The sequence below is a fragment of the Streptomyces violaceus genome (genome assembly GCF_036014075.1).
GTDB classification, from domain to species: Bacteria; Actinomycetota; Actinomycetes; order Streptomycetales; family Streptomycetaceae; genus Streptomyces; species Streptomyces violaceus.
Genome location: NZ_CP107911.1, coordinates 7,890,967 through 7,912,104 on the forward strand (window position 1 = coordinate 7,890,967; position 21,138 = coordinate 7,912,104).

Below are 21,138 nucleotides of genomic sequence, written 5' to 3' on the forward strand. Positions count from 1 at the left end.
GACAGGGGCCCTGACAGCGAGATTTTGAATCGATTCAGCACTGGAGGAAGCAGGCGTGAGTCATGATGCAGTGCGTCGCCGGACCGTGCTCGCCGCGACGGCCGGTGTCGTGTCGGTAGGGGCCGGTGCCACGGGAGGCGGCACGAGCGCCGCCGCGGAAGCGTCCGGCATTCCGCAGGGCCACGCGGTGGGGGCGCTGACCGTCGAACACCGCACCGATCCCCTCGGCATGGACGCGAGCAGGCCGCGCTTCGGGTGGCGCATCCAGTCGGCGACCCGCGGCCGGAGCCAGGGGTCGTACCAGATCCTCGTGGCGAGTTCGCCCGACAAGCTCTCCGCCGCCCGCGCGGACGTCTGGAACAGCGGGCGGGTCCGCTCCTCCGATTCCGTGGCCGTCCGCTACGAGGGCGAGCCGCTCAGCGCCTCCACCCGCTACCACTGGACCGTCACCGTCTGGGACACGGAAGGCCGTCCGGTCGGTGTCGCGGTCCCCTCCGCGTTCGAGACCGGCCTGCTGAGCACCGACGGTGTGGCCGGATGGGACGGCGCGCGGTGGATCGGGATGAAGGGGAAGGCGCCCGACTCGGCCGGTGCCCCCATGCTGCGGAGGGAGACACCCCTCAGGACTGACGGCCGGCGGCGGGTGCGCGAGGCGCGGCTGTACGTCTCGGCCCTCGGGGTCTACGACGCCTACGTCAACGGACAGCATGTGACCGTCCCGCAGGACGGCGGCACCACGATCGAACTGCTGCCCCCGGGCTGGACCAACTACGACGCGCGCATCAACTACCTGACGTACGACGTCACGGAACTCGTGGCACGGGAGCACGCGGTCGCCCTCGCCTTCGTCCTGGGCAACGGCTGGTACAACGGCCGGGTCTCCGAGGGCAGTACGTACTACTCCAAGGACGGCAACGCCCTCGCGGTCAAGGCCAAGCTGCTGCTCCGGTACACCGACGGCACAGCGCAGACGGTCGTCACCGGGCCGGACGGCACCTGGAAGGCCACCGACACCGGCCCCTACCGGGCCGACGACGTCTACGACGGCCAGACCTACGACGCCCGCAGGGAGCTGCCGGGCTGGACGGCGCCCGGATTCGACGACAGCGCATGGGCGGACGTGGCACACGTCGCCTTCGAGGAAAAGTACCCGGACGTCCAGCTCCTCGCCTACCCGGCCGAGACGGCACGTCTGATGCCGAAGTGGGACCGCCGGCCGCGGTCGGTCACCGTCGCGACCGGGGTGACCGGCCAGGACGGCAGCCCCAACGGGAAGGGGCGCATCGTCGTGGACCCCACCCGGACCGTGACCGATCCGGAGCGGGCGGCCTCCGCATCCGTCACGATCGGCAGCGGCGAGACCGCCGTCTTCGACCTCGGCCAGAACATGGTCGGCGTCGTCCGCTACCGCCTGCGCGGCCCGGCCGGCGCCCGGGCCGAGTTCAGGTTCGGCGAGATGCTCAACGACGACAGCGCCGGCGCGGACGGCCCCGAGGGCTCCGTCTACCGGGCCAATCTCCGCAGTGCCAAGGCCACCAGCACGTACATCCTCAAGGGCGACCGGCACGGCGAGACCCACCAGGACTCCCTGACCTTCTACGGCTTCCGCTACCTGTCGGTCACCGCGACGGACACCGTCACGATCACCGGTCTGACCGGCAAGGCCGCCACGTCCGCGATCCGCGAGACCGGCAGCCTCACCACGAACGATCCCGACATCAACCGGCTGATGAGCAACATCCGCTGGGGTCAGCGCGGCAACTACCTCTGGGTGCCCACGGACTGTCCCCAGCGCGACGAACGCCTCGGCTGGACCGGCGACACCCAGGTCTTCGCCACGACCGGCCTGTACAACGCCGACGCCGGTGTCTTCCTCGGCCACTTCCAGGACACCGTCGTCGACTCCCAGACCATCTACGGCACGGACCAGGCGCAGTTCACCGGAGTGGCTCCCGGCGGCCGGTACAACTTCCCCGGCGGCGGAAGCGGTTGGGCGGATTGCGGCGTCGTCCTCCCGTGGACCGTGTGGCAGATGACCGGGGACGCGACCGTCGTCGAGGCCAACTGGCCGGCGATGACCCGTTACCTGGACTGGATCCGTGAGCAGACCGGTGACACCTACGCCGGTCAGGGATCCCTCACCGGCGACTGGCTGGCACCGCAGAAGACCAGCGCCCAGCTCATGAGCGACGTCTACTACGGCTACTCCGCCCGGTTGATGGCGCAGATGGCCCGGGCGATCGGCCGGACCGCGGAAGCGGAGTCGTACCAGCGCCTCTTCGGACGGATCAGGAAGGCGTTCATCGCCAAGTACCTGAGCGCCGAGGGCAGCCAGGTCACGGTGAGGTCCAGCCTGGGTGAGGCCTCCCCGATCGAACCGGGCGCCGATCCGAACCAGAAGACGGAGGACAACAGCCAGACCGCGCTGCTGTGGGTCCTCAAGCTCGGGTTCTACGAGACGCAGGCGCAACGCCGCGCGCTCGTCGGCCACTTGGCCGACAACATCGGCAACGACGCGGCCTACAAGGCGGCGCACCCGGACAGCAGCCGGGTCAGGTACGCCGAGAACACGCTGTCCGTCGGTTTCCTGGGCGTCAACGTCCTGGCCCCCGTCCTGTCCGACGAGGGCCGCGCCGACCTGGCGTACGAGCTGCTGCACCAGGACGCACTGCCGTCCTGGCTGTACTCGGTGAAGAACGGCGCCACCACCGTCTGGGAGCGCTGGAACTCCTACTCCGAGGACGCCGGCTTCGGCCCGGTCAGCATGAACTCCTTCAATCACTACGCCTACGGCGCGATCATGGAGTGGATGTACACGCACATGGCCGGCATCGCCCGCGACCCGGACAGCCCCGGCTTCAAGCACTTCCTGCTCCGGCCCCACCTCGATCCCACGGGCAGGATCACGCGGGTGGCGGGCTCGTACGAGTCGCCGTACGGCGAGATCAGAAGTGCGTGGGAGGTCGTCGAGGCGGGGCGGGCCCTGGCGTACGAGGCCGTCGTGCCCGCCAACAGCGAGGCGACCCTGCGCCTTCCGGCGGCATCCGCCGATGCCGTCCGTGAGGGACGCACCCCGCTGGCACGGGTGCCCGGAGTACGTTTCCTCGGATTCGAGGGCGGGGTCTGCGGTTACCGCCTGCCGTCCGGACGGTACCGGCTGACCGCCGCGTTGCGCTGATGTCGCGACCGCCGGCACCAGGAGCCCAGTAAACGGATTGCCCTATCCAGTTTTGGTGTACGGTGGGGCGCAGTGAACCGGAAGGGCCTATCCGGATCAAGAAGTGGATAGCCCTATCCGTTTCCTGTCCGTGTGTCTAGCGCTCTTGACCTGCAATGAAAGGACTCGCCGTGCCCAGCATCGCCATCGTCGGAGCCGGCCCCCAGATGGGTCTGGCCATCGCCCGCACCTTCGGCTCCCAGGGCTTCGACGTCGCCCTGATCTCCCGTAACCGGGACAAGCTCGACGACCTCGTCGGCAAGCTCGACGCCGAGGGCATCGACGCCGCCGCGTTTCCCGCGAACGTGCTCGACCGTGCCGGGCTCACCCGGGCGGTCGAGAGCGCCGCCGCCGAGTTCGGTGGGATCGAGGTCCTGGAGTACTCCCCGGTGGGGACGTTCGGCAGCACCGCCCTGACCGCCCCGACCGGGACCGAACCGTCCCATGTGGAGTTCGAGATGAACTTCCAGCTGTACGGGGCCATCGCCGCCACGCGGGCCGTACTTCCGGCGATGCGCGAGGCCGGCGCGGGCACCCTGCTCTACACCACCGGCGCCGGCTCGATCTGGCCCGACCCGCGGGTCGCCAATGTCAATGCCGCCGCGGCGGCGCTGCGCAACTGGGTGATGAATCTGCACAAGGAGCTGGCCGACGCCGGCACCGGCATCCAGGCCGCCCATGTCGGCATCGACTCGTCGATCGGCGTCTCCGTCATCCCCGGTGTGGAGGCGGCCCGGCCCGAGCAGATCACCCCCCTCTACTGGGACCTGCACACCGCCAAGCGCGACCAGGCCGAACTCGTCTTCAAGCTCTAGTCCGCACCGGCTCCCGCCCGGGTCCGGCGTGCGTAGGCGCGGGCCGCGCGTGCGCGGTCGCCGCAGCGTGTCGAGCACCAGTGGCGGCGGCCGTGCCGCAGCAGGTAGCGGCTGCAGGGCGGGGAGCCGCAAGCGGTGAGGCGCCCGGCGTCGGGCCCGGTGAGCAGGTCGGCCGCGTCGGCGGCGAGGGTCGCGAGGGCGTGGTCGACGATCTCGGTGGTGGGGTGCGGAGGCGCGCGGTAGGGGCCGTGCTTCTCGTCCCACTGAAGCAGTGAGGCGGTGGGCACCTTGGTCATGGCGTCGTTGACGGCGGAGAGGGCGGCGGGCAGGGCCGGCACCGCGTCGACGTGGGAGGCGAGCAGCGACCTGATCTGTTCGCGCAGCGACCGCAGTTGTGCCGTGCACATCTCCCGGAGGCCCGCGTCCACGGGGGCGAGGCCGTGGTCCGCCAGCCACTGATTCGCCTGCGCCGGCGTACCGAGGAAGTCGGTGAACCTTCCGCCGGGCGATGCGATGGCGCTGTTGGCGAAGGCGAGGGCCGGGTACTGCTCCTCGCCGGGCGCAGGGGGCACGGCGGGTTCGACGAATCCGGCGGGCTCGGCGGCGGCGTTCACATCCATGGCTCTCATGGTACGGCTTGCCCGTATCCGTGAGAAGCGTGCTACGGTCTCTCACGGATAAGTCATTCCCATCCGTGAGGTGTTTCTTCTGTGGCTCCTTCAACGACGACCCGTGAGCAGTTCCCCGTCCGCGTCTTCGGCGGCCCGACGGCTCTCTTCGAGTACGGCGGCCTGCGGTTCCTGACCGACCCCACCTTCGACGCTCCCGGCGACTACCCGGAGTCGGGTGACCCGGTCCTGACCAAGACCGCCCCTGCCTCCGGCAGCCCCGCCGGGCTCGGTCCCGTCGACGTGGTCCTGCTGTCCCACGACGAGCACGCCGACAACCTCGACCGTGCCGGCCGGGCCCTGCTGGCCGACATACCGCTGACCCTCACCACCCCCGGTGGCGGCAAGCGCCTCGGCGACAAGGCCAGGGGGCTGGCCGACTGGGAGTCGGTCGAGCTGGACCGCCCCGGCGGCGGCACGGTCACCGTGACCGGCGTCCCCGCCATCCATGGCCCCGGCCCGCGCGAGGAGACCGAGGCGATCACCGGGCAGGTCGTCGGATTCGTCCTGGCCGGAGACGGGCTGCCCACCGTGTACGTAAGCGGTGACAACGCCTCCCTCGACGCGGTCAGGGAGACCGCCGAGCGCCTCGGGCCGGTGGACACCGCCGTCCTCTTCGCGGGCGCTCCCCGCTTCGCCGGTCTCTTCGACGGAGGCACCCTCGTGCTGGACAGCGCCCAGGCCGCCGAAGCCACACGGATCCTCGGCGCCCGCCGGGTGGTCCCCGTCCACTACGACAGCTGGACCCACTTCACCGAGGGCCGCGACGAACTCCAGGCCGCCTTCACCGCCGCGGGGCTGGCCGACCGCCTGGACTGGGGACAGCCGGGCTGATCACGGGGGCGGACGCGAGAACCCGGCCGACGACGAAGGGCGGTCGGAAGCCGGGTTCCGTCGTAGGGTGAATGCCGCTCGTGAGGGACAGGAGGCCGAAGTGGCCGAGACGACGCAGGTCCGGACGACGGTCGCCGAGGTGATGGCCGAGCTGGCCGCGCTCGAGGACCCGAAGGCGCGCGAGGTGAACGAGAGGCACGGTGACGATCACGGTGTGAACCTCGGCAAACTGCGGGCGCTCGCGAAGCGGCTGAAGACGCAGCAGGAACTCGCGCACCAACTCTGGGAGACGGGTGACACGGCGGCGAGACTCCTGGCGCTCCTGATCTGCCGCCCGAAGGCATTCGAGCGTGACGCATTGGACGTCATGCTGCGCGAGGCGCGCACACCCAAGGTGCACGACTGGCTCGTGAACTACGTGGTGAAGAAGAACCCGCACTCCGAAGAGCTGCGCTTGACCTGGTCGGCCGATCCGGATTCCGTGGTCGCGAGTGCCAGCTGGGCGCTGACCACCGAACGCGTGGCGAAGAAGCCCGAGAGCCTCGACCTCGCAGGACTGCTCGACGTCATCGAGGCGGAGATGAAGGACGCCCCGGACCGCTTGCAGTGGGCGATGAACCACTGCCTGGCCCAGATCGGGATCGAGCACCCCGAGCACCGCACCCGTGCCATCGGCATCGGCGAGCGCCTGGAGGTGCTCAAGGACTACCCGACGTCCCCCGGCTGCACGTCCCCGTTCGCGCCCGTCTGGATCGCCGAGATGGTGCGCCGACAGCACGGTTAGCCGGGCGTCGGCGCGATGGTGCCTCGCTGCTACTCCGGTGCCTCTCGCCAATGGAGGCAGCGGCTGTAGTCGAAGTTCCATTTCAAGCAGATCCGTGCCTTGACGCTCGTGTCTCGATCCCGGAACTCGGTAATGATCTTGTTGCCGTCGATCCGGGAGTATCCGACCTGGGTCTCGAAATCGATGTCCATCTCGTTCTCGAGTTCCAGGCTCGCAAGGGCGTATCTGCGCTGCGCCTCGGGGTACTTGAGGAAAACGTCCATGATGGCGTTGCGGAATTCGACATCCCCGTTCGGTGCCTCTGCCACGACTGTCTCCTGACCTGCCGGTTGGTGAGTCGTCTGCCTACGCGCATTCTGTCCGCATATCCAGGGAAGCGCGCGTCTTGCGTCACCCGAACAGGCCTGTACGACAGCGGCTCCCGCCCAGCACGGGGTCTGGGCGGGAGCGGTGCGGTCCCCTCCGGTCGTTCTTCAGCACGAAGGGACCGCTCGTCCTTCCAGACTGGAAGGTCCGACGCCCGGGAAGGCGTCCGCGTTCCATGGTGCGCCTTGCCCCTGGTGTCGCAAGGTGAAGTACGTTTCCGCCTTCAAAAGCGTTCAATCCGCCATGTTTTGCACGCGAGTGTGACCGACGTGGCCCAGTGAGGCACGCTGCGGGCACAGGGGCGCCCGGCGGCATTGTTCCGTAACTCCATGATCACATTGAGTGTCCGGCGGTCGACGCACCATGCTGACGTCCAACTCTTCCGCGGCGCCTCAGCACCGCGGTGGAAGAGCCTTCCAGACGCCTCGAGTTGAGAGACAAGGTGCGATGTCCAGTAAGCAGGTGTTGACCGTCGTCGTGATGGTGGCGGTCTTCGCGTGGAGCACGGTGATGACCGTGCTGGGGCACCTCGCGGCCGTGGCCGCGCTGCTGCCGTCGCTCGGACTGCTGGTACAGCAGATCGTCGCCGCCCTCCACGCCACGCAGTCCCCGCGCCACACCGCGGTGGACGCCGCCCCGACGGCCATAGCGGCCGGGCCCGAGGAGTCGGTGCGATGACCGGGTTCTCCGCGTACGAGCAGCCCGACGGCGAGCCGCCGAGTAGGCGCGGCCGCAAACCGGCGTCGATCGGGGAGCAGGTGGGCCCCTCCCACCGGGCCTGGCTGGAGCCGGTGCGCAGCAGGCTCTTCGCCAGCGGGCTCACGCTCGACGACCTCGTCGGCCGCTCTGGCTACTCCAAGGCCCGCATCAGCGAACTGCTGCGCGGCAAGGGCTACTACCCCGGCTGGGAGATCACCTACAGCGTGGTCCGGGCCCTGGACATCCCCGTCTGGCCACTGCGCCGTCTGTGGACGGCGGCGGCACGCGAAGCGGCCAAGGACACCGCGTGGATCGAGAGCCGCATACACGCCGTCCAGCCGCTGCCGCCCGAACGGCCCCCGCTCGCGCACCAGGGCTTCACCGAGGCCATGCGCCACCCCTACACCGCCTACGCCCGCGCCTTCCTGCAGAGCGACCGGCGCGCCCACTGGGTCGTCTCGGAAGCCTGCGACATCCTCTGGCTGGGCTGGGACGACGCCGTCGCGGGCCCCAACGTCCCCCGCCACGCCTGGCGGCTGCTGCGCTCCCGCGTCCTGTTACGCGCGCACCTCCACCCGGCCGGACATCCCGACCTGCGCCCGGCGGCGTTCCAGACCGTCGACCAGAGCCGGATCGACGATCTCACCGCCCGGTTCGCCCGCATCGGCCGGCTCGCCGACTTCTTCGACGCCGTCGCCCGGCTGCCCCAGAACCAGCTCGACGTCACCGTCCTGCGCTACCTGTGCGGCATCCACCCCGACGCCATCCCCGACGTCGTCGGCCTGTCCACGGCCATCACCCAGTCCATGGACCACCACGCCCGAGGCGCCCTGGAAGGGACCTACCACCGCCATGACAACCGGGAGTGAGCACCCCGCCATGACCGCCATCGACGATCTCCTCTCCCGCTCGCTTCTGATGCACGATCCCCACGTGCCGTCGGACACCGTCCCGTACGAGGACACCGCCTATCCGGCCTTCGCCCCGGACGGCACACCGCTGTGGGACGTCGGCGGCGGCGACCTGGCCGACGACAACGCCGCCCGGAGTCTGCGGGCCCTGTGCGAGGCGGTCGTCGTCCACTCCACGCCGGGCCAGCTCGCCGACTTCGTCACCGAACAGCTGCCCTCCCCGCGCGGCGCCTGGATCCTGGGCTGCGTCCTGCAACTCGCCGACGCGCAGGACGGCGCGCGCTTCTGGTGGCAGTACGCCGCCGGGGCCGGCGAACCCGCCGCCTCCTACTGCCTCTACCTGCATCACCTCGCGCTCGGCGACAGGCAGGCGGCCGCCCTGTGGCACAAGCAGGCCGGCGACGACGCACCGGCCGACAGCGGCCTCGGTGTCGACACCAGCATTCCCACGGTCCTGCGCATCCTCAGCCGCCTGGCCCCGGCCACTCACCGCGACCACACCGAGACGTTCACCGCGGTCAAGGCCTACGTCACCACCGCAGTCGCCGCCGGATACGCCCGCAACCCCGGCTACGAAATCCCGCTCCCCGGCCCTCACTTCGCCGAGCAACTCGAGATCATCCTGGCCGCCACGTCAGCGGTCTCCCGGTCCGTACGACAGGCCCAGCCGCCGGTCACCGACCTGCCCAACCGCACCAGGCCGCGAGCTGACGCCGCGGATCGCACCGGCGAGTCCGTGCACGAGCCGGAACGGGTCCTGGTGGAGACCGCCGCACGCGACGAGTCCGCCTCCAGCTTCTTCCGGGAAGCCATCGCGGCCTGCTGGGAAACGGCCGTCGCCGACCGTACGGCCAGGGGAGCGGACCGTCGCGATGTGCGGCTGCGCTACCTCCTGGACCGCCGGCCCGCCGAACCCCTCCAGCCCTTCGGCAGCGGAGCCGGCCGGCGGTCGTGAGCGTCCAGGAGGTCTACTTCGTGACATCGAGTGTCTGTGTCGCCAGAGCCAGGTTCTTGTCCTCGGCGCTGCCCCAGGCGTAGACGACATTGGCCGTCCCGTCCTTGAGGGGCAGGTCGGCCGGGCCGATGGCCACGGTGTCCGTGCCGGCGAGCACGACATCGGCGTTCACGGTGCCTGCCGCGACCTCAGTGGTGTCCTCCTTGGGGTTCTCCAGGCCGGTGAAGAGCGGCTGCCCGTTCGCGCGGACGTCGACGGCCGGTGCGGCGGCGACATGACGCACCGCGAGGCGTGCCTTGCCGTCATCGACCTGCGAGACGTCGTTGGTGAAGGCCGTCAGCTGAGGCTTGCCGTCGGCGGTGAGGTGGGCGGCGATCGTGGCGTTCCCACCTTCGGGCACCTTGATCTCCTTCTCGAGGGCGGGTGTGCCGTCCGGGTTCTGGCCCGCTTCGAAGATCTGTATCTCGTAGGTCCCCGCGTCGAGGGCCTGCGGGTCGGTCACCGTGCCGGGCTTGAAGTCGCCGAGCAGCTCGTCACCGTTGGCGTATACATCGACGGTCATCCCGGGGATGCCGTGGAAAACGGACACCATGGCCTCGTTCTGCGAGGCGGGTGCGGCCATGGCGGACGTGGTGGCGCCCAGGGCCAGGGCACAGGCGGCCGCCGATGTGGCGACAGCGAGAGAGGTCCGGGAAGTCATGGGGTGATCCCTTCGGAATGTGCCTCCGCACGTTGCGGGGTCTTGTTGTCGTTTCCTGCAGGGCGCCCGCCGTGGATGCGCGGGCAGCACCTTTCGTCGGCCGGTTCGGCACCGCCTAGGCACCCGTCCAGCGGACCTGGCCCTGTTCGATCGCCCCGCGCAGACGCTGCAGGCCACGGCGGGCGTGACTCTTCACCGTGCCGAGGGGCATTCCGGTCCGTTCCGCGATCTGGGCCTGGGTCAGGTCCTCGTAGAAGGCCAGGCACAGCACGTGCCGCTGGTGCCACGGCAGACAGGACAACTCGTTCACCAGCAGGACCCGGTCCAGGACGTCCTCCGCCGCCGAGTCGTCCCGCCCGGGCGTGCCGTTCGTGCGGGCGAGCGAGTCGGCGAGAGCCAGCCGTCTGGTGCGGGCGGCCAGCGCATCGACGATCTTGCGACGGGTGATGCCCACGAGCCAGGCGCCCAGTGGGCCCCGCTCCGGGCGGAAGCCCGCCTGACCACGCCAGGCGCCGATGAACACCTGCTGGGTGACGTCGTCGGCCTCGTACGTGTCGCCGAGCGACCGGGTGGCCATGGTGTGGACCAAGGGTGCCCAGCGCCTGTAGACCGCGGCGAAGGCGTCCTCGTCAGCGGTACGGAAGCCAAGGGCCAGCTCGTCCTCGTGCCTGGTTTCTTCTCGGGTTTCGATGATCATGGCCTGGTTCCTCCTGCCATGCGCGATGTGCGGCCATCCGCACGCGTCCCAGTGTTGTGACGCACAAACGACGCAGGCAACATGCGTCGTTTGTGCGTCGTACAGTGAGACCTGTGAGCAGAGGTGACGGCGACGGTCGGCACGACGAGGACCCGAGGCGCGGCGGGCTCACCACCGGAGAGGTGGCGAGACGCCTCGGGGTGGCGCCCACCACGGTCCGTTCCTGGGACCGCCGCTACGGCATCGGTCCCGACGCGCACACCGGCGGCAGGCACCGGCGCTGGACGGCCGCGGACGTGGCCCGTCTGGAGCGGATGTGCGCCCTGACGGCGACCGGGCTGCCCCCTGCCGAGGCCGCCCGCACGGCGCTCGGCGACGCGCCGCCGGACGCGGCCCCGCACGCACCGGCGGCGCTCCCGCAGCCGAGACCGCTGCCCCGCGGCCGCAGCCGGGCCGGGAGCGGCATGCGACTCGGCGACGTGCGTCAGGAGTCCAGGGGGATCGCCCGTGCCGCCCTGCGTCTCGACGCCGCAGCTCTGGACGAACTGCTGCTGGCGGCGATCGCCGACCACGGACTGGTCACCGCCTGGACCGAGGTGATCATGCCGACCCTGCAGGCGACCGGCCGCAAGTGGGAGAGCTCGGGCGAGAAGTACGTCGAGGTGGAGCACTTCCTGTCCTGGCACGTCTCCGGGGCGCTGCGGCGCAGCTCACCACCCGTGGCCGCCGACGGCCCGGGCACCACCACGGTGCTCGCCTGCGTACCGGGGGAGAACCACACCCTGCCGCTGGAGGTGCTGGCCGCCGCACTGGCCGAACGCGGTCTGCCGGTACGCATGTTCGGTGGCGCGCTGCCCGTCGAATCGGTCGTCGCGGCGGTGCGCCGGACCGGACCGGCCGCGGTGGGCCTGTGGGCGCAGTCCCGCACCACGGCCAGCCGGCCACTGGCTCAGCATGTGGCGGCGATGAAATGGGGGGTGCGCGGTGCCCGCAGGAAGCCGGCCGTCCTGACCCTGGGGCCGGGCTGGGCCGGTCAGACCGTTGCCGGCCTGCCGCATCCCCCCGGCCTGGCCGAGGCCCTCGCGGTGGTGGAGTCGGTCGTGTCAGGGCGGTGAGTCACCGCGGGCCGCGGGCCCGCTCCTGGCGCCGCACCTCGGCGAGATCGGCGAGCCGGTCCAGGCCGCGCACGGCCCGGGTCATGCGGTGGTTGTGCTCCAGTCCGGAGCGGTGCCGGTCGAGGAAGGCCCAGTAGCCCGCGGTGTAGGGGCACGCGTGTGCGCCGGTCCGGTCCGCGGGCCGGTAGACGCACGAGCCGCACAGGTCGCTCATCCGGTTCACGTAGGCACCGCCGGACGTGTACGGCTTGGTGGTCATACGGCCGCCGTCGGCGTACTGGGACATGCCGACGACATTGGGCACCATCACCCAGTCGTAGCCGTCGACGAAGCAGCGCTGGAACCAGTCCGTGACCGCGGCCGGATCCCAGCCCCGCTGGAGCGCGTAGCTTCCGAGGATCATCAGCCGGGGGATGTGGTGAGTCCATCCCGTGTCGCGGACCTGGGACAGCACCGTGTGCAGACAGCGCGCGTCCACGTCGTCCGCGGCCAGGTCGTTCCACCAGTCCGGCAACGGGGCGGTGTGGCGCAGCACGTTGGAGTTGCGGTAGTCCTCGCCGAAGTACCAGTACAGCTGCCACACGTACTCCCGCCAGCCGGCGATCTGCCGGACGAAGCCCTCCACGCTGTTCAACGGCGCCCGCCCCTCGCGCCACGCCACTTCGGCCCGCTCGACGCACTCGGCGGGATCGAGCAGCCCCAGGTTGAGCGAGGACGACAGCAGGCTGTGGCTCATGACCGGGTCGGCGGCGAGCATGGCGTCCTCGTACGGGCCGAAGGCGGCGAGCCGGCGCTCGACGAAGCGCCGCAGCGCCGCCCGGGCCTCGGCGCGGGTCGCGGGGAACAGGCGTGGCCCGTCCCGCCCGACGAAGCACACGTCGCCGTCCTTCTCCCAGCGGTCGAGGTCGTGGCGGACCTGCTCGTCGATGTCGTCCTCGCGCGGCCGGTAGGGACGGTCGACCGGCAGGGTGGTCGCGTCACGGGGCGGCGGCTGCCGGTTGTCGTGATCGAGGTTCCACCGGCCTCCCGCGGGCTGGTCGCCGTCCATCAGGAGGTCGTGTCCGCGCCGGACCCAGCGGTAGAAGTCCTCCTGGCGCACGGTCCTGCCGCCCTGACCGTCCGCCCACGCGGCGAAGGCGTCCATGGGCACCAGGAATCCGCGCGCCGGGCCCGTCGTGACGTGCGGCAGCGAGCGCACCAGCCGCAGCGCGGCGTACGAGGTCGGGTGGTGAACGGTCAGCGGGCGGCCGCCCGCCGCCCGGGCGAGCCCTTCCCGGTAGGTGTCGCTGCGCACGTAGGTGACGCGGTCGCCGAGTTCGGCAGCCCGGTGACGCATGGCGGACAGGACCAGGTGTGCCTTGGCCCGGTGGAAGCGCCGGCGCCGGAACACCGACCGGGCCTCGATCATCAGCAGCGGCGTGTCACGGGCGAGGCCGCTGTCCTCGGACGGCCGCAGGAAGTGCGGACCGAGCTGATCACCGAAAAGCCAGTGCATGAGGCACTCCTGCCGTCAGTCCCGGCCGCGCGCGTGTCTGAACCGTGCCAGGCCCTCACCGAGATCGATCAGCGGCCGCGGGTACTCGACCTGCGCCCGTTCACGCTCGGGCAGCCGCCAGGGCTCGTGGATGCGGGCATCGGCCACGTCCCGCAGTTCCGGCACCCACCGCCGCACGTATCCTCCCGCCGCGTCGAAGCGCTTGCCCTGAACGACCGGGTTGAGGACGCGGTGGGGACGCGTGTCGGTGCCCGTCCCGGCGACCCACTGCCAGTTGAGCTGGTTGTTGACTATGTCACCGTCCACCAGCAGGTCCAGGAAGTGCCGGGCACCGATCCGCCAGTCCACGTACAGGGTCTTGACCAGGAAACTCGCCGCCAGGAGCCGCGCCCGGTTGTGCATCCAGCCCTCGTGGCGCAGCTGGCGCATGGCCGCGTCGACGACCGGGTAGCCGGTGCGGCCGTCCCGCCACGCGGCGATGTCCTCGGCGGCCTCGTCCGCGGTCCGCCACCGGTCGTGCCGGGTGCGGTAGTCCCGGCTGGAGGCGTCGGGGCGCGCCGCCAGCACCTGGTGGTGGAAGTCGCGCCAGCACAGCTGCCGTACGAACGCCTCCGCCCCCGGCCCGCCGCGCTCGCGGGCCCGCTGGACCAGCTCCACCGGCGACAGGGCACCGAAGTGCAGATACGGCGAGAGCCTGGAGGTCGCGTCGCCCGCCAGATCGTCGTGCCGGTCCTCGTACTCGGCGAGGCCGCTCAGCGCCCAGCGGGAGAACCGGTCGCGCCCAGGTGCCTCGCCCCCGTCGGGCAGGCCCGGCGAGAGGCCGGACAACTCCTCCCGGGAGGGCAGCGGCTCGCCCCGCACCGCGTCGGGGACGCGCACGGTGCGCGGCGCCGGACAGACCTCCCTCAGCCGCTCCTGCGACCACCGGCGGAAGTAGGGGGTGAACACGGCGAAGTGGTCGCTGCCGGTGGGCGTCACGGCGCCGGGTGCGACGGCCGTGATCACGCTGTCGTGCACGTGCAGCGCCACGCCTTGTCCGCGCAGCGCGTCCCGCAACTGCTCCTCCCTCCGGTGGGCGTAGCCGGTGACGCCCGCCGCGATGTGCACCTGCGTCGCCGCACACTCCGCGGCCACCGCGCACACCTCCTGTACGACCGGGCCCTCGCGGACGACGAGCCTGCCGCCGCGCCGGCGCAGCGAGGCGTCGAGGTCGGTCAGGCAGTCGGCGAGGAAGGCGCGGCGGTTGGGCACGTCGAAGCCCGCAGCGTGGACACCGGGATCGCGGACGAAGAGCGGCACCACCTCGTCCGCCGCCGCCAGTGCGGCGCGCAGCGGCGGATGGTCGTGCACCCGCAGATCCGAGGTGAACAGGACGACCGCGACGGTCATGGCGATTCTCCTGAGAGTGCGGTGCGGATCGCTAGTGCCTGACTCTTCGGTCGCGGCGCGCGGTCCGGATGCGGCCCGGACGCGGGCCGGCCCGGCGCGCGCTCATGCCCTTGGCGGCGGCCTGCGTGATGTTGCGGGCCATGCCGCCGAAGACGACGGCGTGAAACGGGGAGAGGGACCACCAGTAGGCGTGCCCCAGCAGACCCCGGGGATGGAAGAGGGCGCGCTGCCGGTAGCGCGTGCGGCCCGCGTCGTCCGTCTCCGCGTACATCTCCAGCCACGCCAGGCCGGGCAGACGCATCTCCGCCCGCAGTCGCAGCAGCCGGCCCGGCTCGATCTCCTCGACCCGCCAGAAGTCCAGTGAGTCGCCGGCCCGCAGGCGCTCGGCGTCACGCCGTCCGCGGCGCAGACCGACACCGCCGACGAAACGGTCCAGCCAGCCCCGGACCGTCCACGCGAGCGGGAAGGAGTACCAGCCGTTGTCGCCGCCGATGCCCTCGATCACCTTCCACAGCGACTCCCGGGACGCGTCCACCGAGAGGTGCCGCTCGTCCTCGTAGAGGCTGCCGCCCGCCCAGTCCGGGTCGGTGGGCAGGGGATCGCTGGGCGCCCCGGGCACGGCGGCGGACGACCAGCGGGTGACGACCTGCGCCTCCCGCACCTTGCGCAACGCCAGTGCCAGCGCCGTGTCGAACGGCAGCGGCCGGCCCGGGAGGTCGGGGACGTACCGGGCGATGTCGTGCTCGCGGCACACCACCTCGTGACGCAGCGACTCCGTCAGCGGCCTTGCGAGGGCGGCGGGCACCGGGGTGACCAGGCCGACCCAGTGGCTGGACAGCCTCGGGGTGAGCACCGGCACCGGAACGATGAACCTGCGCCGCAGCCCGGCCACCTCGGCGTACCGGTCCATCATCTCCCGGTACGTGAGGACATCCGGCCCGCCGATGTCGAACGCACGGTCGACGTCATCCGGCATCGAGGCCGAACCGACCAGGTACCGCAGCACGTCCCGCACGCCGATCGGCTGCGTCCGGGTGTGCACCCAACTGGGCGTGACCATGACCGGCAGCCGCTCGGTCAGATAGCGCAGCATCTCGAAGGACGCCGACCCCGAGCCGATGACGACCGCCGCCCGCAACACGGTGGCCGGCACCGGCGCGTCGAGGAAGACGCGTCCCACCTCGGCCCTGGACCGCAGATGCGGGGAGAGGGACTCCTCGGGAACGCCCTGCGGTGTGAGCCCTCCGAGGTAGACGATCCGCCGCACATCCGCGGCTCGCGCCTGCTCGGCGAAGACCCGGGCCGCCCTGCGGTCGGTGTCCTCGAAGCCCGCACCGGTCCCCAGGGCGTGCACCAGGTAGTACGCGACATCGACACCCCGCATCGCGGCGGCGACCGAATCGGCGTCCGTGACATCCCCCCGGACCGTCTCGGCGTGCCCCGCCCAGGGGTGATCGCGGAGCTTGCCGGGGGAGCGGGCCAGACACCGGACCCGGTGGCCGGCCTGGAGCAGTTCCGGCACCAGACGCCCGCCGATGTACCCGGACGCCCCGGTCACCAGACAGTGCAGCCGCTGTGCGTCCCGTTGTCCGCCTGTCTCCACGATCGGCTCCTCCACGTGTGCGCTCCGGCGTTGTGGCCCCGCTCCCTCGATCATGGGCGCTGCGGCAGGGCCGCGCCTGTCGCGGCGGGCGACCGGCCGCATTCGCTCTCACACGAGTACTTCGGACGCGTCGGGGCCGACGGATGCACGGCTCCGCCGAGCGGGCGTTCAGGCGGGCGGAGTGTCGACGCCGGCCGCCTCCTGGTCGGCGCGGCCTCCGGCGCCGAGCAGCCCCGTGGCCGTGAACGGCTCGTCTGCGGCCAGACGCGGCAGTTCACGTCGCGACAGCCGCGTGACGACCGGGGGCATCGCCGCCCGCACCAGCTGGGTGTACCGCAGCCAACGGGGCATGTAGACCGAGGGCCGGCGCCGTTCGACCGCCGTGACCAGCCGGCCGGCGACGTACGGGACGGGATACACCTTGCGCGCCGGCCGCGGCATGTGGCCGCGCAACTCCCGCAGCACCGCGTGCGCGTCGGCGTCGCGGACCATGTCCGTGTCCGTCCAGTTGATGTACGCGATTCCCACGCCCACACGCTGATGGGCGACCTCCGCCTGCAGCGCGTGAGCGAACGACTCGGCCCCGGCCTTCGACGCGCAGTAGGCGCTCATCATCGGCGCGGCCCCGATGGACGCGAGCGACGCGACCTGGAGGAAGTAGCCCCGCGTGTCCAGGAGGTCCGCCAGGAACGTCCGCGCGGTGACGGCACTGCCGATCAGGTTCACCTCGACCACCCGGCGCCAGACCGCGAGATCGGCCTCGGCGAACGGTCCGCCCTCGGCGACTCCCGCGTTGGCGATCACCACCGAGGGCGGCCCGAACCGCGCACGGATCTCGTCGGCGACGCGAGCCATCCGGCGCTCGTCCGTGACATCGGCCTCCCAGCATGCGGACACGCCCTGAAGGCTGTCCCGCACCTGGGCCAGCGTCCGCTCCTCACGGCCGAGCAGCGCCACCCTCGCGCCCCGGCGGCTCAGCTCCCGGGCCATCGCCTCCCCGAGGCCGCGCGCCGCACCGGTCACCACGGCGGTCCGACCGTGCAGGGGGCTCTGAGCGACCGGCATGGCACGTTCCTCTCCGCGGCGGCGCTGGCCCGGCCCACGTTAGGCGCGGACCGGGCCGTCGGCACGCCGGGCGTTTTGGCCTCGTCGCCGTTCCGGTCAGGATTCGAGAAGCGTGGACTGCGGAGCGGACCTAGCGTCGAGGTCATGACTTCCATCGCATCCGTCACCCTCGAAGTGGCCGACCCCACCGCCGCCGAACGCTTCCTCACCACCGCCTTCGGCCTGGGCGGCCAGGTACGCCTGCGGGCCTCGGAGGCACCGAGCACCGGCTTCCGCGGGTTCACGCTGTCGCTCGTGGTGTCCCAGCCGGCCAATGTCGACGCCCTCGTCGACGCCGCCGTGGACGCCGGTGCCGCGACCCTGAAGCCCGCCGCCAAGTCGCTCTGGGGGTACGGGGGCGTCGTGCAGGCCCCGGACGGGACGATCTGGCAGGTGGCCTCGTCGTCGAAGAAGGACACCGGCCCGGCCGCCCGGCAGATCGACGAGATCGTGCTCCTGCTCGGCGTCGAGGACGTGAAGGCCAGCAAGCAGTTCTACGTCGATCACGGCCTCGCCGTGGTGAAGAGCTTCGGCAGCAAGTACGTCGAGTTCGCCACCGGGTCGGGTCCGGTCAAGCTGGCCCTGTACAAGCGCCGGGGCCTGGCCAAGCTCGTCGGCGTCTCACCCGACGGCACCGGATCGCACCGGCTCACGGTCGACAGCGACGCTGGGACCTTCACCGACCCGGACGGGTTCGCCTGGGCGACGGCGTCGGAGAACGCGTCACTGTGAACCGGGTGCCGTCCCGGTTCGACGCACGGCGCGCGACCTTACGGAGTCATGACGTACCGGCGCGGTCCCGTGGCGCCGTGCCGGTGCGGGCCTAGCGTGGCCGTATGCGTGTACTGGTCACCGGCGGTGCCGGGTTCATCGGGTCCCATGTCGTCGCCGTGCTCCGGGAGCGTGGGCACGAGGCGGTCGTGTTCGACATGCGGGAGGCGCCCGGCGACGACGTGCGCGATCCGGCCGCGGTCGGCCGCGCCCTGGCCGGTGTGGACGCCGTGTGCCACCAGGCCGCGATGGTCGGGCTCGGGGACGGGGTCGCCGACGCGGCGGCGTACGTCTCGCACAACGATCTCGGGACGGCCGTGCTGCTCGCCGCCATGGCGGAGGCAGGGGTACGGCGTCTCGTGCTGGCCGGATCGATGGTGGTCTATGGGGAGGGGCGGTACGAGTGCCCCCGGCACGGCGGCGTACGGCCCGGGCCGCGGGCCGCCGCCGACCTCGACGCGGGCCGGTTCGAACCGCCGTGTCCGGTCTGCGGGGCGGCTCTCGCCCCCGGGCTGGTCGGCGAGGACGCTCCGGCCGATCCCCGGAACGTGTACGCGACGACCAAGCTGACCCAGGAACATCTCGCCGCGGCGTGGGCCCGTTGCACGGGCGGGTCGGCGGTGTCCCTGCGCTACCACAACGTGTACGGGCCCGGCATGCCCCGCGACACCCCGTACGCCGGTGTCGCCTCCTTCTTCCGCTCGGCGCTCGCCCGGGGCGAGGCACCGCGCGTGTTCGAAGACGGGCGGCAGCGGCGGGACTTCGTGCACGTCCGCGACGTGGCGGCGGCGGGCGCGGCGGCGCTGGAGGCCCAAGCGCCCCCGGGCGTGCTGACGGCGTACAACACCGGCAGCGGCGACCCGCACACCGTCGGCGATATGGCGCGGGCGCTGGCCTCCGCGTACGGCGGACCCGAACCGGTCGTCACCGGCGAGTACCGGCTCGGGGACGTACGGCACATCACCGCGGATTCCTCACGGCTGCGGGACGAGCTGGGATGGAAGCCGGCGGTCGGATTCGAGGACGGCATGGAGGAGTTCGCGCGGGCCGGGATGCGGGGCGCGTAGGCCCGCCATGGACCGGTGGTGCTGCCCGCAATCAGGAAGCGGCCGCGGGCAGCACCACCTCGAAACGGCAGCCGCCGGGGATGTTGCGTACGGTGGCCCGGCCCTGGTGGGCCTCCACGATCCCCCGGACGATGGCGAGGCCGAGGCCCGCGCCGGCCGGGGGCGTCCGGGCGTGCGTGCCGCGCCAGCCGGTGTCGAAGACGCGCGGCAGATCCTCCTCGGGGATGCCTCCGCAGGCGTCCGTCACCGACAGCAGCACGCCCTCGGGGGAGCGTTCCGCGGCGATGGCGACCGTGCCGTCGGCCGGCGTCCTGCGGATGGCGTTGACCAGCAGATTGCCCAGCACCCGGCTCATCTCCTTGCCGTCCACCTCCACCGGCACCTGCTCGATACGGCCGCCCACCAGCCGCACCCCGTGTTCCCGGGCGAGCGGGTCGGCTCCCGCCAGCGCGTCGCCGACCAGGTCGTACAGCGAGATCCGGCTGGGGGCGAGGGCGAGCGCGCCGGCGTGGATGCGGGAGAGTTCGAAGAGGTCGCCGACCATGTCGTTGAGGCGCTCGACCTCGGTGCGGATCTGCCTCAGATAGCGGCCCGGGTCGGCGGCGACCCCGTCCTCCAGAGCCTCCGACATGGCGCGCAGACCGGCCAGCGGGGTGCGCAGGTCGTGCGAGATCCAGGCGACGAGTTCGCGCCGGGAGGTCTCCAGCGCGCGTTCCCGCTCCCGGGATTCGGCGAGTCTGGCGCTGGTGGCGGCCAGCTCACGGCTCAGGTACTCCAGTTCGGCGGTCGTCGCGCCGTCGGGGGCGGCGAACACTCCGCCGTCGCCGAAGGAGCGTGCGGCCACGGCGAGTTCGCGGCTGCGGGCCACGACCCAGCGGCCCAGCAGCAGCGCGGTGGCGAGCGAGACGACGGCCGCCATGGCGACGACGGTCGTGACGACGCTCAGGTCGTGCGGCGACAGGAACATCGCCCAGGCGACGGCGAGGGTGCCCGCGAGCATCGCGACGACGCCGACCGCCGCGACCACGGCGAGCGAGGCGGTGAGCGAGCGGCGCCGGATCAGGCGCAGTGCGCCGGCTCCGGCCAGGCCGGTGGCCGCGGCACCCGCGAAGGCGTACAGGGCGATGAGGAGGGTGTCGTTCACGATCCGGCGTCCTCTCCCGTAGGTTCGAAGCGGTAGCCCACGCCCCACACGGTCTGGATCAGACGGGGCCGGGCCGGGTCGTCCTCGACCTTGCCGCGCAGACGGCGGACGTGGACCGTGACGGTCGACAGGTCGCCGAAGTCCCACCCCCACACCTCGCGCATCAGGTCCTCGCGGCCGAAGGCCCGCCCCGGGTGGCGCAGGAAGAAGGAGAGCAGGTCGAACTCACGGAGGGTGAGGGCGAGTTCGGTGCCGTTCCGGGTGGCCCGGCGGGCCGCCGGGTCGACGGTCAGACCGGCCGCCCCCAGCCGGCGCCCGGGGGTGGCGGGCCTGCTGCGGCGCAGTACCGACTCCACGCGCAGGACCAGCTCGCGAGGGCTGAAGGGCTTGGTGACGTAGTCGTCGGCGCCGACCTCCAGGCCCAGGATGCGGTCGTCCTCGTCGCCACGGGCGGTGAGCATGATGACCGGCACCGGCCCCTGCCCCCGCATCCGCCGGCACACCTCCAGGCCGTCCATGCCGGGAAGCATCAGGTCGAGCACGACCAGGTCGGGCCAGTGCGCGGCGGCGCGGGTGAGGGCTGTGGGGCCGTCGTCCGCGCGGTCGACGACGTAACCGGCGCGGTCCAGATACCCGGCGACGACCTCGGCGACGGTCGGATCGTCGTCGACGACCAGGACCCGCGGGGGGCCGTCGAGGGTCTCCTTGTGCTGATGGGGCTGCTGCATGCCTCCAGCCTGGCACCGGGCCGCCGGTGATGGTGGGCCTGGAGACCTCCGGGCCGCCGACGTCCGCGTTTCGTAA

20 protein-coding genes are annotated in these 21,138 nt (G+C 71.8%); 10 read left to right on the top strand and 10 right to left on the bottom strand.

The features are described from left to right. Positions 1-55 precede the first annotated feature (55 nt). Complete coding sequence (locus OG542_RS35625) at positions 56-3,178, top strand: family 78 glycoside hydrolase catalytic domain (RefSeq protein WP_328416313.1); 3,123 nt, start codon at positions 56-58, stop codon at positions 3,176-3,178. Between the two features lie 170 nt (positions 3,179-3,348). Next, positions 3,349-4,032, top strand: a complete 684-nt coding sequence (locus tag OG542_RS35630; protein ID WP_328416315.1) for an SDR family NAD(P)-dependent oxidoreductase — start codon at positions 3,349-3,351, stop codon at positions 4,030-4,032. Here the strand turns inward: OG542_RS35630 and OG542_RS35635 are convergent. Beyond that, positions 4,029-4,652, bottom strand: coding sequence for a CGNR zinc finger domain-containing protein (locus OG542_RS35635; RefSeq protein ID WP_328416317.1), 624 nt, complete (start codon positions 4,650-4,652; stop codon positions 4,029-4,031). The two genes, OG542_RS35630 and OG542_RS35635, sit on opposite strands and share 4 nt — an antisense overlap. A 90-nt stretch (positions 4,653-4,742) precedes the next feature. On the opposite strand from OG542_RS35635, the gene OG542_RS35640 reads away from it, so the two are divergent. Both OG542_RS35640 and OG542_RS35645 read left to right on the top strand, forming a co-directional pair. Then, positions 4,743-5,534 carry an MBL fold metallo-hydrolase gene (locus OG542_RS35640; protein WP_311130016.1) on the top strand — a complete coding sequence of 264 codons (792 nt, stop codon included), beginning with the start codon at positions 4,743-4,745 and terminating at the stop codon, positions 5,532-5,534. A gap of 142 nt (positions 5,535-5,676) precedes the next feature. Continuing rightward, positions 5,677-6,318 (top strand): DNA alkylation repair protein, encoded by a 642-nt coding sequence (locus OG542_RS35645; RefSeq protein ID WP_328418238.1) that lies wholly within the window; start codon positions 5,677-5,679, stop codon positions 6,316-6,318. Between the two features lie 29 nt (positions 6,319-6,347). Here the strand turns inward: OG542_RS35645 and OG542_RS35650 are convergent, their stop codons facing one another. Beyond that, positions 6,348-6,626 carry a hypothetical protein gene (locus OG542_RS35650; protein WP_230529768.1) on the bottom strand — a complete coding sequence of 93 codons (279 nt, stop codon included), beginning with the start codon at positions 6,624-6,626 and terminating at the stop codon, positions 6,348-6,350. Positions 6,627-7,131: 505 nt separating this feature from the next. Between OG542_RS35650 and OG542_RS35655 the strand changes: the two genes are divergently transcribed. From OG542_RS35655 to OG542_RS35665, 3 genes are read left to right on the top strand one after another with little or no spacing between them, the layout of a single operon-like run. Then, entirely contained in the window at positions 7,132-7,362 is a 231-nt protein-coding gene (locus OG542_RS35655) for a hypothetical protein (RefSeq protein WP_184599102.1), read from the top strand. Beyond that, positions 7,359-8,252, top strand: a complete 894-nt coding sequence (locus OG542_RS35660) for a helix-turn-helix domain-containing protein (protein ID WP_311130014.1) — start codon at positions 7,359-7,361, stop codon at positions 8,250-8,252. Before OG542_RS35655 ends, OG542_RS35660 begins: the two co-directional genes overlap by 4 nt. Next, the gene (locus OG542_RS35665) at positions 8,236-9,249 is read left to right on the top strand and encodes a DUF6207 family protein (protein WP_328416322.1); all 1,014 of its coding nucleotides are present in this window, start codon (positions 8,236-8,238) and stop codon (positions 9,247-9,249) included. Before OG542_RS35660 ends, OG542_RS35665 begins: the two co-directional genes overlap by 17 nt. Before the next feature lie 13 nt (positions 9,250-9,262). Here the strand turns inward: OG542_RS35665 and OG542_RS35670 are convergent, their stop codons facing one another. Together OG542_RS35670 and OG542_RS35675 are read right to left on the bottom strand one after the other, a co-directional pair. Then, the gene (locus OG542_RS35670) at positions 9,263-9,949 is read right to left on the bottom strand and encodes a DUF4397 domain-containing protein (RefSeq protein WP_408057815.1); all 687 of its coding nucleotides are present in this window, start codon (positions 9,947-9,949) and stop codon (positions 9,263-9,265) included. A gap of 115 nt (positions 9,950-10,064) precedes the next feature. Beyond that, a complete protein-coding gene (locus OG542_RS35675) occupies positions 10,065-10,646 on the bottom strand; it encodes an RNA polymerase sigma factor (protein ID WP_328416324.1) in 582 nt (193 codons plus the stop codon). Positions 10,647-10,759: 113 nt separating this feature from the next. Between OG542_RS35675 and OG542_RS35680 the strand changes: the two genes are divergently transcribed. Then, positions 10,760-11,761, top strand: coding sequence for a MerR family transcriptional regulator (locus tag OG542_RS35680; protein WP_328416326.1), 1,002 nt, complete (start codon positions 10,760-10,762; stop codon positions 11,759-11,761). A gap of 1 nt (position 11,762) precedes the next feature. Here the strand turns inward: OG542_RS35680 and OG542_RS35685 are convergent, their stop codons facing one another. The 4 genes from OG542_RS35685 to OG542_RS35700 form a co-directional block, all read right to left on the bottom strand. Then, the gene (locus OG542_RS35685; protein ID WP_328416328.1) at positions 11,763-13,256 is read right to left on the bottom strand and encodes a cryptochrome/photolyase family protein; all 1,494 of its coding nucleotides are present in this window, start codon (positions 13,254-13,256) and stop codon (positions 11,763-11,765) included. 15 nt (positions 13,257-13,271) lie between these two features. After that, a complete protein-coding gene (locus OG542_RS35690; protein WP_328416330.1) occupies positions 13,272-14,645 on the bottom strand; it encodes a cryptochrome/photolyase family protein in 1,374 nt (457 codons plus the stop codon). A 31-nt stretch (positions 14,646-14,676) separates the two neighbouring features. Continuing rightward, on the bottom strand, positions 14,677-16,248 hold the full coding sequence (locus OG542_RS35695; RefSeq protein WP_328416332.1) for an SDR family oxidoreductase: 1,572 nt from the start codon (positions 16,246-16,248) through the stop codon (positions 14,677-14,679). A 168-nt stretch (positions 16,249-16,416) separates the two neighbouring features. Beyond that, complete coding sequence (locus tag OG542_RS35700) at positions 16,417-17,313, bottom strand: SDR family oxidoreductase (RefSeq protein ID WP_328416334.1); 897 nt, start codon at positions 17,311-17,313, stop codon at positions 16,417-16,419. Positions 17,314-17,457: 144 nt separating this feature from the next. Here OG542_RS35700 and OG542_RS35705 point away from each other — a divergent pair, with 144 nt between their 5' ends. Both OG542_RS35705 and OG542_RS35710 read left to right on the top strand, forming a co-directional pair. Further along, on the top strand, positions 17,458-18,084 hold the full coding sequence (locus OG542_RS35705) for a glyoxalase (protein WP_328416336.1): 627 nt from the start codon (positions 17,458-17,460) through the stop codon (positions 18,082-18,084). A 104-nt stretch (positions 18,085-18,188) separates the two neighbouring features. Further along, positions 18,189-19,190, top strand: a complete 1,002-nt coding sequence (locus tag OG542_RS35710; protein ID WP_328416338.1) for an NAD-dependent epimerase/dehydratase family protein — start codon at positions 18,189-18,191, stop codon at positions 19,188-19,190. A 31-nt stretch (positions 19,191-19,221) separates the two neighbouring features. On the opposite strand, the gene OG542_RS35715 is transcribed toward OG542_RS35710, so the two are convergent. Together OG542_RS35715 and OG542_RS35720 are read right to left on the bottom strand one after the other, a co-directional pair. Beyond that, entirely contained in the window at positions 19,222-20,334 is a 1,113-nt protein-coding gene (locus OG542_RS35715; protein ID WP_328416340.1) for a sensor histidine kinase, read from the bottom strand. Continuing rightward, positions 20,331-21,062 carry a response regulator transcription factor gene (locus tag OG542_RS35720; RefSeq protein ID WP_328416342.1) on the bottom strand — a complete coding sequence of 244 codons (732 nt, stop codon included), beginning with the start codon at positions 21,060-21,062 and terminating at the stop codon, positions 20,331-20,333. Before OG542_RS35720 ends, OG542_RS35715 begins: the two co-directional genes overlap by 4 nt. Between the last annotated feature and the right edge of the window lie 76 nt (positions 21,063-21,138).

Bases quoted from the DNA above. Each gene is read 5' to 3' on its own strand.
- OG542_RS35635 (WP_328416317.1), bottom strand. From the start codon at position 4,652: ATGGATGTGAACGCCGCCGCCGAGCCCGCCGGATTCGTCGAACCCGCC.
- OG542_RS35645 (WP_328418238.1), top strand. From the start codon at position 5,677: ATGGCCGAGCTGGCCGCGCTCGAGGACCCGAAGGCGCGCGAGGTGAAC.
- OG542_RS35655 (WP_184599102.1), top strand. From the start codon at position 7,132: ATGTCCAGTAAGCAGGTGTTGACCGTCGTCGTGATGGTGGCGGTCTTC.
- OG542_RS35660 (WP_311130014.1), top strand. From the start codon at position 7,359: ATGACCGGGTTCTCCGCGTACGAGCAGCCCGACGGCGAGCCGCCGAGT.
- OG542_RS35665 (WP_328416322.1), top strand. From the start codon at position 8,236: ATGACAACCGGGAGTGAGCACCCCGCCATGACCGCCATCGACGATCTC.
- OG542_RS35670 (WP_408057815.1), bottom strand. From the start codon at position 9,949: ATGACTTCCCGGACCTCTCTCGCTGTCGCCACATCGGCGGCCGCCTGT.
- OG542_RS35675 (WP_328416324.1), bottom strand. From the start codon at position 10,646: ATGATCATCGAAACCCGAGAAGAAACCAGGCACGAGGACGAGCTGGCC.
- OG542_RS35685 (WP_328416328.1), bottom strand. From the start codon at position 13,256: ATGCACTGGCTTTTCGGTGATCAGCTCGGTCCGCACTTCCTGCGGCCG.
- OG542_RS35690 (WP_328416330.1), bottom strand. From the start codon at position 14,645: ATGACCGTCGCGGTCGTCCTGTTCACCTCGGATCTGCGGGTGCACGAC.
- OG542_RS35700 (WP_328416334.1), bottom strand. From the start codon at position 17,313: ATGCCGGTCGCTCAGAGCCCCCTGCACGGTCGGACCGCCGTGGTGACC.
- OG542_RS35705 (WP_328416336.1), top strand. From the start codon at position 17,458: ATGACTTCCATCGCATCCGTCACCCTCGAAGTGGCCGACCCCACCGCC.
- OG542_RS35710 (WP_328416338.1), top strand. From the start codon at position 18,189: ATGCGTGTACTGGTCACCGGCGGTGCCGGGTTCATCGGGTCCCATGTC.
- OG542_RS35720 (WP_328416342.1), bottom strand. From the start codon at position 21,062: ATGCAGCAGCCCCATCAGCACAAGGAGACCCTCGACGGCCCCCCGCGG.